The sequence below is a fragment of the Roseicella frigidaeris genome, assembly GCF_003258945.1.
In the GTDB taxonomy this organism is placed as follows: domain Bacteria; phylum Pseudomonadota; class Alphaproteobacteria; order Acetobacterales; family Acetobacteraceae; genus Paracraurococcus; species Paracraurococcus frigidaeris.
In genome coordinates, this window is sequence record NZ_QLIX01000008.1 from 83,583 (window position 1) to 98,529 (window position 14,947).

Annotated in this window: 16 protein-coding genes; 9 read left to right on the forward strand and 7 right to left on the reverse strand. The window is 73.9% G+C overall.

All coding sequences use genetic code 11. From position 1 onward, the window contains the following. Position 1 precedes the first annotated feature (1 nt). A complete protein-coding gene (locus tag DOO78_RS28430; RefSeq protein WP_279387803.1) occupies positions 2-130 on the forward strand; it encodes a hypothetical protein in 129 nt (42 codons plus the stop codon). 36 nt (positions 131-166) lie between these two features. Here DOO78_RS28430 and DOO78_RS12920 read toward each other — a convergent pair whose 3' ends face one another. From DOO78_RS12920 to DOO78_RS12945, 6 genes are all read right to left on the reverse strand, one after another. Further along, positions 167-1,375, reverse strand: coding sequence for an MFS transporter (locus DOO78_RS12920; RefSeq protein WP_165838871.1), 1,209 nt, complete (start codon positions 1,373-1,375; stop codon positions 167-169). 328 nt (positions 1,376-1,703) lie between these two features. Further along, positions 1,704-2,483 carry an NAD kinase gene (locus tag DOO78_RS12925; protein ID WP_243634534.1) on the reverse strand — a complete coding sequence of 260 codons (780 nt, stop codon included), beginning with the start codon at positions 2,481-2,483 and terminating at the stop codon, positions 1,704-1,706. A gap of 52 nt (positions 2,484-2,535) precedes the next feature. After that, a complete protein-coding gene (locus tag DOO78_RS12930; protein WP_111470207.1) occupies positions 2,536-3,432 on the reverse strand; it encodes a carbon-nitrogen hydrolase family protein in 897 nt (298 codons plus the stop codon). A 110-nt stretch (positions 3,433-3,542) separates the two neighbouring features. Then, positions 3,543-3,932, reverse strand: coding sequence for a hypothetical protein (locus tag DOO78_RS12935; protein ID WP_111470208.1), 390 nt, complete (start codon positions 3,930-3,932; stop codon positions 3,543-3,545). Positions 3,933-3,980: 48 nt separating this feature from the next. After that, positions 3,981-4,973 carry a GTP 3',8-cyclase MoaA gene (gene moaA / locus DOO78_RS12940; protein WP_111470209.1) on the reverse strand — a complete coding sequence of 331 codons (993 nt, stop codon included), beginning with the start codon at positions 4,971-4,973 and terminating at the stop codon, positions 3,981-3,983. A gap of 117 nt (positions 4,974-5,090) precedes the next feature. Beyond that, complete coding sequence (locus DOO78_RS12945; protein ID WP_243634530.1) at positions 5,091-5,267, reverse strand: DUF3553 domain-containing protein; 177 nt, start codon at positions 5,265-5,267, stop codon at positions 5,091-5,093. A 378-nt stretch (positions 5,268-5,645) separates the two neighbouring features. Between DOO78_RS12945 and DOO78_RS12950 the strand changes: the two genes are divergently transcribed. The 6 genes from DOO78_RS12950 to DOO78_RS12975 all read left to right on the forward strand — a co-directional run bounded on the left by DOO78_RS12950 (position 5,646) and on the right by DOO78_RS12975 (position 11,832). Next, positions 5,646-6,260, forward strand: a complete 615-nt coding sequence (locus DOO78_RS12950; protein ID WP_111470210.1) for a histidine phosphotransferase family protein — start codon at positions 5,646-5,648, stop codon at positions 6,258-6,260. A gap of 233 nt (positions 6,261-6,493) precedes the next feature. Continuing rightward, positions 6,494-9,010, forward strand: coding sequence for a hybrid sensor histidine kinase/response regulator (locus DOO78_RS12955; protein ID WP_111470211.1), 2,517 nt, complete (start codon positions 6,494-6,496; stop codon positions 9,008-9,010). A gap of 17 nt (positions 9,011-9,027) precedes the next feature. Further along, positions 9,028-9,519, forward strand: coding sequence for a chemotaxis protein CheW (locus tag DOO78_RS12960; RefSeq protein ID WP_111470212.1), 492 nt, complete (start codon positions 9,028-9,030; stop codon positions 9,517-9,519). Next, complete coding sequence (locus DOO78_RS12965; RefSeq protein ID WP_111470213.1) at positions 9,516-9,914, forward strand: response regulator; 399 nt, start codon at positions 9,516-9,518, stop codon at positions 9,912-9,914. The genes DOO78_RS12960 and DOO78_RS12965 overlap by 4 nt, the downstream gene beginning before the upstream one ends. Continuing rightward, positions 9,911-11,008 carry a chemotaxis-specific protein-glutamate methyltransferase CheB gene (gene cheB, locus DOO78_RS12970; protein ID WP_341538235.1) on the forward strand — a complete coding sequence of 366 codons (1,098 nt, stop codon included), beginning with the start codon at positions 9,911-9,913 and terminating at the stop codon, positions 11,006-11,008. Before DOO78_RS12965 ends, cheB begins: the two co-directional genes overlap by 4 nt. Next, complete coding sequence (locus DOO78_RS12975; RefSeq protein ID WP_111470214.1) at positions 11,005-11,832, forward strand: CheR family methyltransferase; 828 nt, start codon at positions 11,005-11,007, stop codon at positions 11,830-11,832. Before cheB ends, DOO78_RS12975 begins: the two co-directional genes overlap by 4 nt. A 441-nt stretch (positions 11,833-12,273) precedes the next feature. Here DOO78_RS12975 and ctrA read toward each other — a convergent pair whose 3' ends face one another. Next, positions 12,274-12,999 carry a response regulator transcription factor CtrA gene (gene ctrA / locus DOO78_RS12980; protein ID WP_111470215.1) on the reverse strand — a complete coding sequence of 242 codons (726 nt, stop codon included), beginning with the start codon at positions 12,997-12,999 and terminating at the stop codon, positions 12,274-12,276. 167 nt (positions 13,000-13,166) lie between these two features. Here ctrA and DOO78_RS12985 point away from each other — a divergent pair, with 167 nt between their 5' ends. Together DOO78_RS12985 and DOO78_RS12990 are read left to right on the forward strand one after the other, a co-directional pair. Then, positions 13,167-14,504, forward strand: coding sequence for a FliI/YscN family ATPase (locus DOO78_RS12985; RefSeq protein ID WP_111470216.1), 1,338 nt, complete (start codon positions 13,167-13,169; stop codon positions 14,502-14,504). Next, complete coding sequence (locus DOO78_RS12990) at positions 14,494-14,904, forward strand: hypothetical protein (protein WP_111470217.1); 411 nt, start codon at positions 14,494-14,496, stop codon at positions 14,902-14,904. Before DOO78_RS12985 ends, DOO78_RS12990 begins: the two co-directional genes overlap by 11 nt. Positions 14,905-14,947 lie beyond the last annotated feature (43 nt).

Here is a 14,947-nt window from a genome sequence, read left to right on the forward strand (position 1 = left end):
CATGACCCGCCTCCTCGCCTGCCTCCTGCTGCTCGCACTCGCCGCCTGCGCCGCGGGAGAGGGGCCGAGCGGGCCCTATGTCGGCGGCGGCCTCGGCGGCAACCTCCGCAGCCCGGCGCGGGACCGCTAGGCTCCGGCGGTCCGTTCCGCCGCCTCGCCCATCGGCCTATCGGGCCCGGGCCGCCAGGGCGAAGGCGGCGGCGGCCAGCAGCGCCAGCCCGGCCAGCAGCCAGGGCACCGGCGCATAGCCGCCCGCCCCCTCCCAGAGCAGGGCGATCAGCAGCGGCGCCGCGGTGCGCGGCGGCATGGTGGCGAGGCTGAGCGCCCCGGTGATGGCGCCATAGCCCTCTCGCCCGAGGATCTCCGCCACCCCCGCCGCCCGCACGATGGTCATCAGCCCATCGGCCACCGCCCAGGCCAGGGCATAGAGGGTCAGCCAGGCCAGGTCCGGCGGAGCGAGCGCCAGGACGAGCATGCCGAGCGGCGCGAGCAGCGTCGCCAGCAGGCCGACGCCGCGCATCGTCACCCGCCGGCCGAGGCCGAACAGCGCCAGCCGGGCCGCTACCTGGAAGGGGCCGTGCAGCGCGACGACGAGCAGCACGCTCGCCTCCGGCAGGCCGCGCTCGCGCAGCAGCGGGATGGCATGCGCGCCGAGGGCGGTGCTGATGAAGGCATGCGCGGCGAAGCAGGCGGCCAGGCCCAGGAAGGCCGGCTGCCGGATCGCCGGGCCCAGCCGGAAGGCCGGGGGCGGGCGCGCGGCATCGCGCGGCGGCGGCGAAGGCAACAGCCAGAGCGCCAGGAGGCCGGGGAGGAGCTGCAGCGCCGCCAGGGCGAGCAGCGCGCCGCGCCAGCCGAGCGCCGCGATCAGCGCCGCGCCGAGCGGGACGAAGACCGTGGCGGTGAAGCCGGTGATGAAGGTGATGCCGGCGATGCAGCGGTTGGGGTCGCGCGCCGCCCCGACCGCCACCGCCATGGCCGGGCCCCAGAGCGCCATGGCATGGGCGAGGCCCATCGTCGTCCAGAGCAGCCAGTAGAGCGGCAGGCTGTCCGTGACCGCCCAGAGGGCGAGCAGCGCCGCGCCGAGCCAGGCGCCGAACGCGAGCAGCCCACGGCCGCCATGGCGGTCGACATGCCGGCCGACCGGGATGGCGGCGATGCCCGAGACCAGCAGGGCCAGCGTCAGCCCGGCATTGATCGCGGCCCGGGACCAGCCGAGCTCGGCCTCCATCGGCGCGCCGAAGAGGGGGAAGACGGAGAACAGCGTCCCCCAGCCGATCATCTGGCCGCTGGCGATGCCGAGGACGAGGCGCAGGTCCCCGTCGGGCTTCGCGGCGTCCGGCCGGGTGCCGGGGGAGGCGGTGCGGGCGGGCGGCATGGTCATCGGGCTGGCGGCGGCTCTGCCTCGGTGGGCCGCGTGCGGTTGGGCCCGGGGCGCCTCCCGTTCGTAGCGGCGCAGGGGCCAGGCGCCAATCGGTCGCGTCCGCGGAGGTCGCGCCCGATGCCGCCCGCAGCCGCGAACGCGCCGGCTGGGGCGATCACACCAACGGCCGTTGCGGGTGGCCCATCAACGGTCCCTCAGGCGCTTGGTGCAAACCGCCGGTTTGCTTGGCTGCGCCGCGTCGCGCCGACAGGCACGCCGAACGGCGCGACCGGCGGCGCCCATCCGGGCGCTCGGCATGAAGGAAGCATTCATGCCGTTGGCATCAGACGGTGAACTGCTCCGCGATGATCCGCTCGCTCAGCCCGTGATCGGGATCGAAGAGCAGGGTGAGGGCGATGCTGCGATCCTCCCGCACCTCGACGCGGCGGACATCGCGCACCTCGGTATAGTCGGCGACGGCGGCGACCGGGCGCTTCTCCGCCTCCAGGATCTCGAACACCACCGCCGCCTCCCCGGGCAGCAGGGCGCCGCGCCAGCGCCGCGGCCGGAAGGCGGAGATCGGCGTCAGCGGCATCAGGTTGGCGCCGAGCGGCACGATCGGCCCATGCGCCGAGAGGTTGTAGGCGGTGCTGCCGGCCGGCGTCGCCACCAGCACGCCGTCGCAGATCAGCTCGGGCAGCCGCACCTTGCCATCGACCAGGATGCGCACCTTGGCCGCCTGGCGGGTCTCGCGCAGCAGCGAGACCTCGTTGATCGCCAGCGCCTCGGCGATGCCGCCGATCTCGGTGGCGGCGCGCATGCGAAGCGGGTGCAGCACGGCGGCCTGCGCCTCGGCCAGCCGCTCCTCCAGCCGCTCCTCGCGGTACTCGTTCATCAGGAAGCCGACGCTGCCGCAATTCATCCCGTAGACCGGGATGTTGTGGCCGAGCCAGCGATGCTGCGTCTCCAGCATGCCGCCATCGCCGCCGAGCGCGACGATCGCCGCCGCCTGCTCCGGCGGCACCTCGCCGTAGCGGGCGACGAGGCGGTCCCGGGCGGCGCGCGCCGCCTCGGTCGCGGCGGCGTGGAAGGCGATGCGGCCGCGGACATCCTCGGCCCGCAGGGCGACCGGCTGCGGAAAGGGGAGGGGGACCGGGACGTCGCTCACGCCAGGCTCACGGGGCGTCCGGCCGCGTGGCGGCATCGAAGTCCGCGCGCCTGGCGGCATCGAAGTCCAGGCGCCTCGCGGCGCGATGCTCCAGGACCGGCATGTCGCGGCGGACCCGGGCGGTGAGGGCGGGATCGATCCGCGCCGTCGCCCAGCCGATGCCGTCGGAGGCCCTGGCGACCACATGCCCCCAGGGATCGGCCACCAGGGAATGGCCGTAGACCGAGCGCGCGGCGCCCCGCTCCTCATACTGGCCGGTGGAGGCGGCGGCGAGGATCCAGCACTGGCTCTCGATCGCCCGCGCCCGCATCAGGACCTCCCAATGGTCCTTGCCGGTCTGCAGGGTGAAATTGGAGGGGACGAAGATGGCCTCGGCGCCGAGCCGGCGCAGCGCCAGGTACGCCTCGGCGAAGCGGATGTCGTAGCAGATGGTGCAGCCGAAGGTGATGCCGCCGGCCGCGAAGGTCACCAGCCGGTCGCCGGCGCCGTAGAGGGCGCTCTCGCGGTAGCCGGTGCCGTCCGGCCCGGTGATGTCGAAGAGGTGGATCTTGCGGTAGCGCGCGATCTCCTGGCCCGCCGGGTCGAAGACCACGGTGGTGTTGAACAGCTTCTCGCCGCCATCCTCGATCATCGAGCCGCCATGAACATGGATGCCGTGCCGGCGGGCGAGGCCGCGGAGCAGCTCGTAGGCCGGGCCGCCCGGCTCGCCGGACCCCTCGGGCGGCAGGATCTCGGCCGCGGCCCGGCGGCTGTCCCGGCCGCCGCCGAGATTGGTCCAGGTCTCAGGCAGGGTGACGAGGCCCGGCCGGTCGGCCTCCACCGCCGCCGTGACCAGCCGATGCGCCTGGTCGAGATTGGCGGCCTTGTCGCTGCCCTGGTTCATCTGGATGACGCTGACGCGCATGCGAGCCCCTCCGCCGGTGCCGCATCAAGCCCCGGCGGCCGCGCCGCGGCAAGCCGTGCCAGGGCGCCAGGCTCCCAGCGGTGCCGCCGCCGGCGGCCCCGGGCGATGCCTCAGCGCCGCCGGTCGCCCGGCCAGTCCAGCCGCGGCTCGGCCCGGCCGCCGCGCGCGGGGTCCGGCCAGGCGGCGGGCGGCGGCACCGGCGGCGTCACCCGCGGCGGCTCCTCCTCGACCCGGTTCCGCCGCGGCAGCTCCACCCAGTCATCGGTCACGGCGTGGCGCGGCGCCCCGGAAAGCTGCAGGGAGAGGCTGCGGATCTCGGCCTGGATCTCGTCGAGCTGCGCCTCGAGCGAGTCCAGCCGGCCCTTCAGGCCGAAGACGCTGAAGGGCATGAGGAGATAGGCGAGGCCGGCGAGCAGCAGCAGGAGCAGGGCGAGCAGCCCGGTCCAGCCTGGCAGGCCGGGAATGGCGAGCCGCGACGCGAGTTCCTGCAGCAGGGCCATGGGCGTTGCACCTCGGCATGGGGCGCCGGGGTTGCCGCCCCGGCAGGATCAACCGCCGGTCACACTCATGTGCCGGCCGACCGAGGGTCGGTTATGCCGTCGGTCGATGATGAAGTCATGTCCCTTCGGCTTGCGCGCTATCGCCGCCTCGATGGCCGCCCGCAGCCCGGCCTCGTCCACCGAGGGGTCGCGGAGCAGGGCCCGGAAATCGGCCGCATCCTCCTGGCCGAGGCACATATACAGCGTTCCGGTGCAGGTCAGCCGCACGCGGTTGCAGCTTTCGCAGAAATTATGGGTCATCGGCGTGATGAAGCCGATGCGGCCGCCGGTCTCCCGCACCGTGAAGTAGCGGGCCGGGCCGCCGGTGCGGTAGTCGCTCTCCTCCAGCGTCCAGTGCTCGCGCAGGCGGGACCGGACCAGGGACAGCGGCAGGTACTGGTCGGTGCGGTCGCCGGTGATGTCGCCCATCGGCATGGTCTCGATCAGGCAGAGATCGAAGCCGTGCTCGCCGCACCAGGCCAGCATGCGGTCATACTCGCCCTCGTTCACGCCCTTGAGGGCGACGGCGTTGATCTTGACCGCGAGCCCGGCCGCCTTGGCGGCGAAGACGCCGTCCAGCACCTTCTCCAGCGCCCCCCAGCGGGTGACGGCCCGGAACACGCCGGGGTCGAGGGTGTCGAGGGAGACGTTGATCCGGCGGACGCCGGCCGCGTGCAGCCCCTCGGCCATCTCCCCGAGCTGGGTGCCGTTCGTGGTCACGGTCAGCTCGCGCAGCCCGCCCCCGCCGAGTCGGGCGCCAAGGCTGCGGAAGAGCGACAGGACGTTCTTGCGGACCAGCGGCTCGCCGCCGGTCAGCCGGATCTTCTCGACGCCGAGGCCGATGAAGGCGCCGCACAGCCGGTCCAGCTCCTCGAGCGTCAACACCTCCCGCTTCGGCAGGAAGGTCATGTCCTCCGCCATGCAATAGACGCAGCGAAGGTCACACCGGTCGGTGACGGAAACGCGCAGGTAGGAGATCCGTCGGCCGAACGGATCGATCATGGACAGCATTCCCAGGACAAGGGGTTTCGGTGCGCTGCCAGGCATTTGGGCCCCGCCCCCCGCGCGCCGCAAGTCCCTGGCCAGGCCCATCCGGCGCGGGGCTGCCCCGCGCCGGGCTCAGTCGTCGGCCTCCACCACCTTGAGCTCGACCAGCGCCGCGTTGATCAACAGCTTGCCGGCATGCTGGAAATTGACCGTGATGCGGTTGCCGATGACCGACTGGACCTGGCCCTCGCCCCAGTCCGGGCGTTCCGGGTGGCGCACGCGCATGCCCGGTTCGATGATGCTGGACACGTCCCCTCCTGGTTCACGGATGATGACAGCGGCGGGCGGAGTTCGGCACTCTGGAGCATTTCCTGCGAACTTCCGTTCACCTGCAATGCTCTAGGTATTTGTTTTTACGAGCATCTTCACCTGTCCGGATGAGGCCATCCGGACAGGATCTGCTCTGCACCCTGATTCCACTCACACAGGCTCGCGGACCATGGTCTAGGTCGTTGTTTGATCGCGTGTTTCACGCTTTTCGGTGAGTCCGCCTCAAGCGATCACGCTCTGGCCCAAATTGGTGGGATATGATCCCACCAGAACCGCTTTGCGGTTGGCCGGGAAGGTGGGATCGGGGGGGCACGGCGGAGGCCGTCGGCGCCGCCCAAGGCCGGACAGGAACTGCATATGGTTGCGGAAACCAGGCTTGCCGAGGCCCTTGCCGCGCGTCTGTGCCATGACCTGGGGGGCGCCGTCGGCACCCTCGCCGGCACGCTCGACCTCGTGAGCGAGGGCGATACCGGCCTGCTCGACCTGGCGCGCGAGACGGCCATCGGCTTGCGCCAGCGGCTCTGTCTTTTCGCCGCCGCCTGGGGTGGCGTCTCGGCCGCGCTCGGGGCCGAGGACCTCGCCGCGCTGCTCGCCGGCGCCCCCGCCGCCGGGCGGGTCGAGTTCCGCCTGGCCGCGCTGGCGCCGGGCTCGGTCCTGCCGGCGCCGCTGGTGCCGCTGGCGCTGAACGCGGCGCTGCTCGGGGCGGAGGCCCTGCCGCGCGGCGGCACGGTGCTGCTCGCCGGCTCGGCCGAGGACGGCCTGGTCGTCAGCCCGGCGGGTCGCGACGCGGCCTGGCCGGCCGGGCTGCGGGCGCTTTGCGAGGGCACGGCGCCGCCGGAGGGGCCGCGCGGCATCCTGGCGCCGCTGCTGCTGGGGCTGGCGACCGAACGCGGCTGGCAGGTCGGCTTCGGCACCCCCGTGGCGGCGGGGCCGCCGGCGCTGCGGCTGGAGCCGCCGCAGGGCCCGCGCTGACCGTCCTCCGGCCCCGCCCGCCGCCCCGCCCGACCCCGGCGCTTTCCCGGCGCTTTACGGAATCTTCGCCCGCATCCCCCAGGCTGACGGGACGCCCGGCGTTGCCGCGGCGCGCCGGAGCAACTCCCGTCCGGGCGGCGACGCCCGAACGGGCGCAGCGGCTCCGGCAACGAAGGGCCCTGGCATCGTCGCCAGGCCCGGCTGGCCTGGCGAGGCCGTGGCGGGGGATGCGGATGGACGACCTGCTGGCCGACTTCCTGACCGAGACGAGCGAGGGGCTGCTCGCCCTGGATGCCGCGCTGGTGCGGCTGGAGCGGGCGCCGCAGGACGCCGCGACGCTCGCCGAGGTCTTCCGCATCGTCCACACCATCAAGGGCACCTGCGGCTTCCTCGGCCTCGCCCGGCTCGAGCGGGTGGCGCATGCGGCGGAGACCCTCCTCGGCCGCTACCGCGACGGCAGCCGGCCGGTGACGCAGGGCGGCATCTCGCTGATCCTCGCGGCGCTGGACGCCATCCGCGGCATCGTCGCCGGCCTCGAGGCCACCGGCCAGGAGCCGCCCGGCGAGGACGCGCCGCTGATCGCCCGGCTGGATGCCGAGGCGGACGGCGCGCCTGGCGCCGACCCGGGGCCGGGGCCGGCGGCCGCCCCGCCGCCCGAGCCCGACCCGTCCCGGCTGCCGGCCGGCGGCGCGCCACCCCAGACCATCCGGGTCTCGGTCGAGGTGCTCGAGGACCTGATGATGCTGGTCTCCGAGCTGGTGCTGACGCGCAACCAGCTCCTGCAGCTCGCCCGCAGCCGGGAGGACAGCCCCTTCGCCGTGCCGCTGCAGCGCCTCTCGCACATCACCACCGAGTTGCAGGAAGGGGTGATGAAGACGCGCATGCAGCCGATCGGCCATGCCTGGGCGAAGCTGCCGCGGCTGGTGCGCGATCTCGGCCTCGAGCTCGGCAAGCGGATCGCGCTCGAGATGCGCGGCGCCGAGACCGAGCTCGACCGGCAGGTGCTGGAGCTGATCAAGGACCCGCTGACCCACATGGTCCGCAACTCCGCCGACCATGGGCTGGAGCGGCCGGAGGAGCGGCTGGCCGCGGGCAAGCCGGAGACCGGCCGCATCACGCTCGATGCGCGGCACGAGGGCGGGCACATCGTCATCGAGATCGGCGATGACGGCCGCGGCCTGGATGCCGAGCGCATCCGCCAGAAGGCGCTGGCGCAGGGCCTGGCCAGCGAGGCCGAGCTGGCCGGCCTGCCGGAGCGCGAGATCCAGCGCTTCATCTTCCGCCCCGGCTTCTCGACCGCCGACGCCGTCACCGCCGTCTCCGGCCGCGGCGTCGGCATGGACGTGGTCAAGACCAACATGGAGCGGATCGGCGGCACCATCGACATCCAGGCGCGCGAGGGCCGCGGCACCCGCTTCGTCATCAAGATCCCGCTGACGCTCGCCATCGTCTCCGCCCTCATCGTCGAGGCGGGGGGCGAGCGCTTCGCCGTGCCGCAGATCGGCGTCGTCGAGCTGGTCCGGGTCGGCGGCGAGGGGGCGGCGCGGATCGAGCACATCAAGGAGGCGCCGGTGCTGCGGCTGCGCGACCGGCTGCTGCCGCTGATCGACCTCGCCGTGCTGCTGCGGCTGCGGACCGGCGCCGAGGCGGCGGGCGGGCCAATGGAGGCAGCGGCGGGCCGCTTCGTCGTCGTCACCCAGGTCGGCGCGCATGTCTTCGGCTTCATCGTCGACCGCGTCTTCGACACCGAGGAGATCGTGGTGAAGCCGGTGGCGCCGATCCTGCGCCAGGTGACGATGTTCGGCGGCAACACCATCCTCGGCGATGGCAGCGTCATCATGATCCTCGACCCGAACGGGATCGCCCGCGCGACCGGCCTCGGCGCCGATGCCGCCGAAGCCGAGGCCGGGCGCGAGGCGGTGCCGCAGGTCGGGGCGATGTCCGAGGCAGGCACGGCGCTGCTGCTCTTCCGCGCCGGCGATGCCACGCCGAAGGCGGTGCCGCTCGGCCTCGTCGCGCGGCTCGAATCCGTCGAGAGCGGGCGCATCGAGCAGGTTGGCGGTCGCCCGCTGGTGCAGTATCGCGGCCGGCTGATGCCGCTGCTGCCGCTGTCCGGCCGCTGGGACCCGGCGGCGGCGCCGGCGCGGCAGCCGGTGCTCGTCTTCGGCGATGGCGAGCGCTGCATGGGCCTGATGGTCGAGGAGATCCTCGACGTCGTGGAGACGCCGCTGGCGATCGACAGCGCCGGCGAGCGGCCGGGCTATCTCGGCAGCATCGTCGTCGCCGGGAGGGTGACCGAGCTGCTCGACACCGCCTGGTGGCTGCGCGAGGCGGGCGAGGACTGGTTCGGCGGCGCCGCGACGGCCGGCAGCGGCCACCGGGTGCTGCTGGTGGAGGACAGCGGCTTCTTCCGCAACCTCGTCGTCCCGGCGCTCAGTGCCGCGGGCTATGCGGTGACGGCGGTGCCCGATGCGGCGGAGGCCCTCCGGCTGCGCGATGCCGGCTGCGCCTTCGACATCATCCTCTCCGACATCACCATGCCGGGCATGGATGGCTTCGCCTTCGCCCGCGCCCTGCGGCACGCGGGCGCCTGGCGCGACCTGCCGCTGATCGCGCTGACCAGCCGCGACGCGCCCGAGGATGTCGAGCGCGGACGCGAGGCCGGCTTCACTGATTACGTGGCGAAATTCGACCGCGCGGGGCTGCTGGAAAGCCTTGCCCAGTGCCTCGCGGCACCGGTCGCGGCCTGAGCAGGGGAGGAGGCATCATGCAGCAGGACCCGACCGGCCCGGCCGGCAGCCCATCCTCCGGGCCGAAGGGCCGGCCCGCCGGCGCGGCGACGGAGGTCTTCCTGACCCTGGTCGTCGCCGGGCAGCTCTGCGGCGTGCCGGTGCTGGCCGTGCGCGACGTGCTCGGCCCGCAGGCGATCACGCCGATCCCCCTCGCGCCGCCAGAGGTCGCGGGCAGCCTCAACCTGCGCGGCCGCATCGTGACCGCGCTCGACCTCCGGCGCCGCCTGGGCCTGCCGCCGCGGGAGGCGGGGAGGGCGATGAGCGTGGTGGTCGAGCGCGAGGACGAGCTCTACGCCCTGCTGGCCGATGCGGTGGGCGAGGTGCTGCCGCTGCCGCCCGTGGACCGGGCCCCCAACCCGCCGACGCTCGACCCGCTCTGGCGCGGGGTATCGCAGGGCGTGCACCGGCTGGGCGAGAAGCTCCTCATCCTGCTCGATGTCGAGCAGGTGCTGGCGATCGGCGCATGACCGCGCCGGCGGGGCAGGGAACCTGCCTGGTCGTCGATGACAGCCGGGTGGTGCGCAAGGCGGCGCGGCGGATCCTGGAGGGGCTCGGCTTCCAGGTGCGCGAGGCCGGTGACGGGGCCGAGGCCCTTGCCGCCTGTCGCGCGGAGATGCCGCGGGCGGTGCTGCTCGACCGGAACATGCCGGTGATGGACGGCATCGCCTTCCTGCGCGCCGCCCGCGCCGAATTCGGGCCGGACCGGCCGGTGGTGGTGCTCTGCACGACGGAAGCGGCGATGGAGCGCATCGTCGAGGCGCTGGAGGCCGGGGCGCAGGAATACGTCATGAAGCCCTTCGACGCGGCGCTGCTGCAGGACAAGCTGATCCAGGCCGGGCTGCTGCCGGATCCCGCGGCGTGAGCGACGGCCCCGCCTCCCCCCTCTCCGTCATGCTGTGCGACGACAGCGCGACGGTCCGCAACGCGCTGGCCCGGCTGCTCGAATCCGATCCCGCGATCCGCGTCACCCTGCGGGCCGGGCATGGCGCGGAGGCGGTTTCGGCCCTCGCCCGCCTGCCGGCGGCGGAACGGCCGCAGGTCATCCTCCTCGACCTCGAGATGCCGGTGATGGACGGCATGACGGCCCTGCCCCTGCTGTTGCGGCAGGCGCCGCGGCCGGCGGTGATCGTCGCCAGCGCCCTTACCCAGCGCGGCGCCGCGACGGCCATGGCGGCCCTGCGCGCCGGCGCCGTCGACTACATCCCGAAGCCGGATGCCGCGGGCGGCGGCCTGGCGGATCCCGCGTTCCGGGCCGAGGTGCTGGCCAAGGTGCGGGGCTGGGCGCGGGTGGGGCGCATCGCCGTCCCGGCCGCGGCCGGCGCGCGGGCCGCGCCGGCGAGGGTGCCGCGCAGGGGCATGAAGGCGATCGGCATTGGCAGTTCGACCGGCGGGCCGGCTGCCCTGGCGGCGCTGCTGCAGGGGCTGGACCGTCCGCCGCCGGTGCCGCTCCTGGTGACGCAGCACATGCCCGCCCGCTTCATCGGCATGCTGGCGGATCATCTGGACCGGCTTGGCCAGCTTCCCTGCGCCGAGGCGCGGGACGGCGAGGCGCTGCGGCCGGGCCGCCTCTATCTGGCGCCCGGCGACCGGCACCTGCTGGCGGAGAGCGCCGGCGCCGGCCTGGTGGCGCGGCTGTCCGACGCGCCGGCGGAGAATTTCTGCCGGCCTTCCGTCGACCCGATGCTGCGCAGCCTGGCCACGGCCTGCGGCGGGGCGGTGCTGGCGGTGATCCTCACCGGCATGGGGCAGGATGGGCTCGCCGGCTGCCGCGCCGTGGCCGGCGCCGGCGGGCTGGTGATGGCACAGGACGAGGCGAGCTCGGTGGTCTGGGGCATGCCGGGCGCGGTCGCGCGGGCCGGGCTCGCGCAGGGGCTGCTGCCGCCGGCCGGCCTCGCCGCGCAGATGCTCGCCGCCTGCGGCGCCCGGACGGGGCCTGCCGCGGGGCATGCGGCATGACCCCGCGCAGCTTCGCCTTCATCGCCGCGCTGGTGAAGAGCCGGTCCGGCCTCGTCCTCGCCGCCGAGCAGGGCTACATGCTGGAGACGCGGCTTGGCCCCATCCTCAAGCGGGAAGGCCTGGCGGACTTCGAGGCGCTCGCCGAGCGCCTGCAGGGGCCCGGGGGGCATCGCCTGGCGGAGGCGGTGACCGAGGCGCTGACCACCAACGAGAGTTCCTTCTTCCGCGACGGCAGGCCCTTCGAGCATCTGCGGCGCCTCCTGCCCGGATTGGCCGCCGCGCGCGGCGCCGGGATGCCGCTGCGCCTCTGGTCGGCGGCCTGTTCGACCGGCCAGGAGGCCTATTCCATCGCGATGATCCTGGCCGAGCTGGCGCCGCAACTCGGCGGCTGCCGGGCGGACATCCTGGGGACGGACATCTCCCAGGCGGTGGTGACGCGGGCCCGGCAGGGGCGCTTCTCGCAATTCGAGGTGCAGCGCGGCCTGCCGGCGCGGCTGCTCGTCCGGCATTTCCGCCAGGAGGAGGGGCGGTGGCAGGTGGCGCCCGATTTGCGGGAGATGATCCGCTTCGAGCGCTGGAACCTGCTCGCCGATCTGCGGCCGCTCGGACGGTTCGACGTGATCTTCTGCCGCAACGTGCTGATCTATTTCGATGCCCCGACCAAGGCGCGGGTGCTGGAGGCGATGGCGGCGCAGCTCGCCCCCGATGGCGTGCTCTATCTCGGCGGGGCGGAGACCGTCCTCGGCCTGACGGACAGGCTGGTGGCGCTGCCCGGCGAGCGGGGCGCCTATCGGCGCGCCGGGATGGCCGCGCTGGCGGGGTAGGGCGGGCGAGGCGGGGGCCCCGGGCCACCGACGGGGGCGAGGCGCCCGAAGGCTGGAGCAGCCTCCATTCAACTGCCTGCGCGGCGGATGCTGCGGCGCGTCGTTTTCAGGGCATTTGCATCCGTCCGGGCGTTTCCACCCGAATGGGATCCGCTCCAGGCGCAGGCCGCCGATCCCGCTGCGGCGCGATGTCGCGCCGGTCCGGCGCGCCACGAGGCCGCGGGGCGTCGGCGCCGGCCGTGGGGCAGTGATCCAGAGGGCGGTCCACCGCCCTCATACCAACGGCATGAAGGATTCATTCCTGCCGAGCGCCCGGATGGGCGCCGCGCGTCGCGCCGTCAGGCGCGCCTGACGGCGCGACGGCGTGGTGCCAAGGTTTGCGCAGCAAGCCGCCCGGCGACGGAGGGGCTGTTGATGGGTCGCCAGCAACGGCCGTTCGTATCAGGCCGCCTCGGCCGCGAGCGTATCGGCAGCGCCGTGGCGGTTCGCCGCCGCGCTCGGCTCGCGCAGGACATAGCCGCGGCCCCAGACCGTGCCGATCAGGTTGTCCGCCCCCGCCTGGGCCAGCTTCTTGCGCAGCTTGCAGATGAAGACATCGATGATCTTCACCTCGGGCTCGTCCATGCCGCCATAGAGGTGGTTGAGGAAGCCCTCCTTCGTCATCACGACGCCCTTGCGCAGCGTCAGCAGCTCGAGGATGGCGTATTCCTTGCCCGTCAGGTGGATCTGCCGGCCGTTCACCGTCACCTCGCGGGAGTTGAGGTTCAGCATCAGCGGGCCGGCCGTCAGGCTCGGCTGCGAGAAGCCCTTGGTCCGGCGGACCACCGCCTGGATGCGGGCGACCAGCTCCTCGCGGTCGAAAGGCTTGGTGATGAAGTCGTCGGCGCCGACGCTGAAGGCCTTCACCTTCGCCTGCGGCCGGGTCTGGCCCGAGAGCACCAGCACGGGCGTCTCCACCCGGGCCGCCCGGAGCCGGCGCACCACCTCGTAGCCGTCCATGTCCGGCAGGACCAGATCGAGGACGACGACGTCGTAGTCGTAGAGACGGGCGAGTTCGAGGGCCTCCTCGCCGGTATCGACCGCATCGACGACCATAGCGGCCGCCTTCAGCAGGGCGACGATGCCGCGAGAGGCGGTGAGATCGTCCTCAACCAAGAGAGCGCGCATCCTTGGGTTCTCCACACGTTCCGCGTGCAAAAACTATCATCTCTGCGCGTTGTGTGAAGGAGAAATTCACCCAAAAGTTGTCTTATTTTCCGAGACTCCTGGTTTGAAAGGCGAAGATCATTCCTCCTTCCCTGGCAACAGAACCATCGAATCAAGGTCTTGCAAGATTGTGGGCGGCCAGGCTGGGGCTTGGGCGCCTCCCGACCGTCGAGAGACACGGCAGGGTTGTATCGGCCGACAGCGTCTCATTCGTGATCGAGGGTCTCGCACCCTGGCTTGCCCTGGGGTCCAGGCTGGCCCTGTGCGGCGCCGGCGGCAGCGTGCCGGGGGAGGTGGTGGCCCTGCGCCAGGGCGCTGCCACCGCGCTCGCCTTCGAACCGCCGGAGGGGATCGGCATCGGCACGCCGGCGCGGCTCGCCACGCCCGCGACCCTGGCCGTGGATGGGAGCTGGCTCGGCCGGGTGCTCGACCCCCTTGGCCGGCCGATCGATGGCCGTGGCCCGTTGCGCCCGGGGCCGCGGCCACGGCCGCTGCGCGCGCCGCCGCCCCCCGCCGGTCGGCGCGCCCGGCTCGGCCCGCGGCTCGATCTCGGCGTGCGGGTGCTGGACGCCTTCGCCACCTGCCGCCGCGGCCAGCGCCTCGGCCTCTTCGCCGCTTCGGGCGTCGGCAAGTCCACCCTGCTCTCGATGCTGGCGAGCGGCGCCGATTGCGATGTCGCGGTGCTCGGCCTGGTCGGCGAGCGTGGCCGCGAGCTGCGCGAATTCCTCGAGGACGATCTCGGGCCGGAGGGGATGGCGCGCGCCGTCACCATCTGCGCCACCTCGGACAGCTCGGCCCTGATGCGGCGCGAGGCCGCCTATGCCGCGATGACGGTCGCCGAGCATTTCGCGGCCGAGGGCAGGCAGGTGCTGCTGCTGATCGACAGCATCACGCGCTTCGCCATGGCGCTGCGCGAGATCGGCCTCGCCGCCGGGGAGCCGCCGGCGACCCGCGGCTACACGCCGGGCGTCTTCGCCGAGCTGCCGCGGCTGCTGGAACGCGCTGGGCCGCGGGAGGAGGGCAATCCCGGCGCCATCACCGGCCTCTTCACCGTGCTGGTGGAGGGCGACGACCATGACGAGCCGGTGGCGGATGCGGTGCGCGGCATCCTCGATGGGCATGTGGTGCTCGACCGGCGCATCGGCGAGGCGGGGCGCTATCCGGCGGTCGATGTGCTGCGCAGCCTGTCGCGCACCGTGCCCGGCTGCCTCACGGGGGAGGAGCGGGCGCTGATGCAGCGCGCCCGGCGCATCCTGGCGCTGCAGGCGGAGATGGCGGATCTGGTCCGTCTCGGCGCCTATCGGGCCGGGACCGATCCGGCGGTGGACGAGGCGATCCGCCTGGCGCCGCGGATCGAGGCGATGCTGGCGCAGGGCAAGGGCGAGCGTGGCAGCATCGGCTCCGCCTTCGCGGCCCTGGCCGCGGCCCTGGACGGGGCGGAGGCGGGACCGGGCGATGGCGCGTGACGGGCTGGGCGCGCTGGCGCGGCTGCGGCGGCTGGAGGTGGCCGAGGCGAAGCGACGGATGGCGCTGATGCTGGCGCAGGAGGCGGCGGCGGCGGAACGCCTCGCCGGGGCCAGCGCCGCGCTGCGGGCGGAGGCCGCGGCCGATGCGACGGACTGGCGCCTCTGGCTGCCGCGCGGCCTGGCGGAGCGCGATCGTGCCGCCCTGGCGCGGGACCAGGCGGCGGCGCGGCGCGACCAGGCGCGGGAGGCGCTCGCCGAGGCCCGAGCGGCCGAGCGGGCGGTCGAGCTGCTGCGCGAGCAGCAGGCGGCGGCGGCGCGGCGGTGCGCGGCGCGGCGGGCGCAGGCGCTGCTGGACGATGCGGCGCAGCGCCGCCGGCCCGGCGAGGCGCCGGGTCCATGACGGGGCGGCGACAACGCCCCCCTGGCAGCGGCGTTGCCTGTCC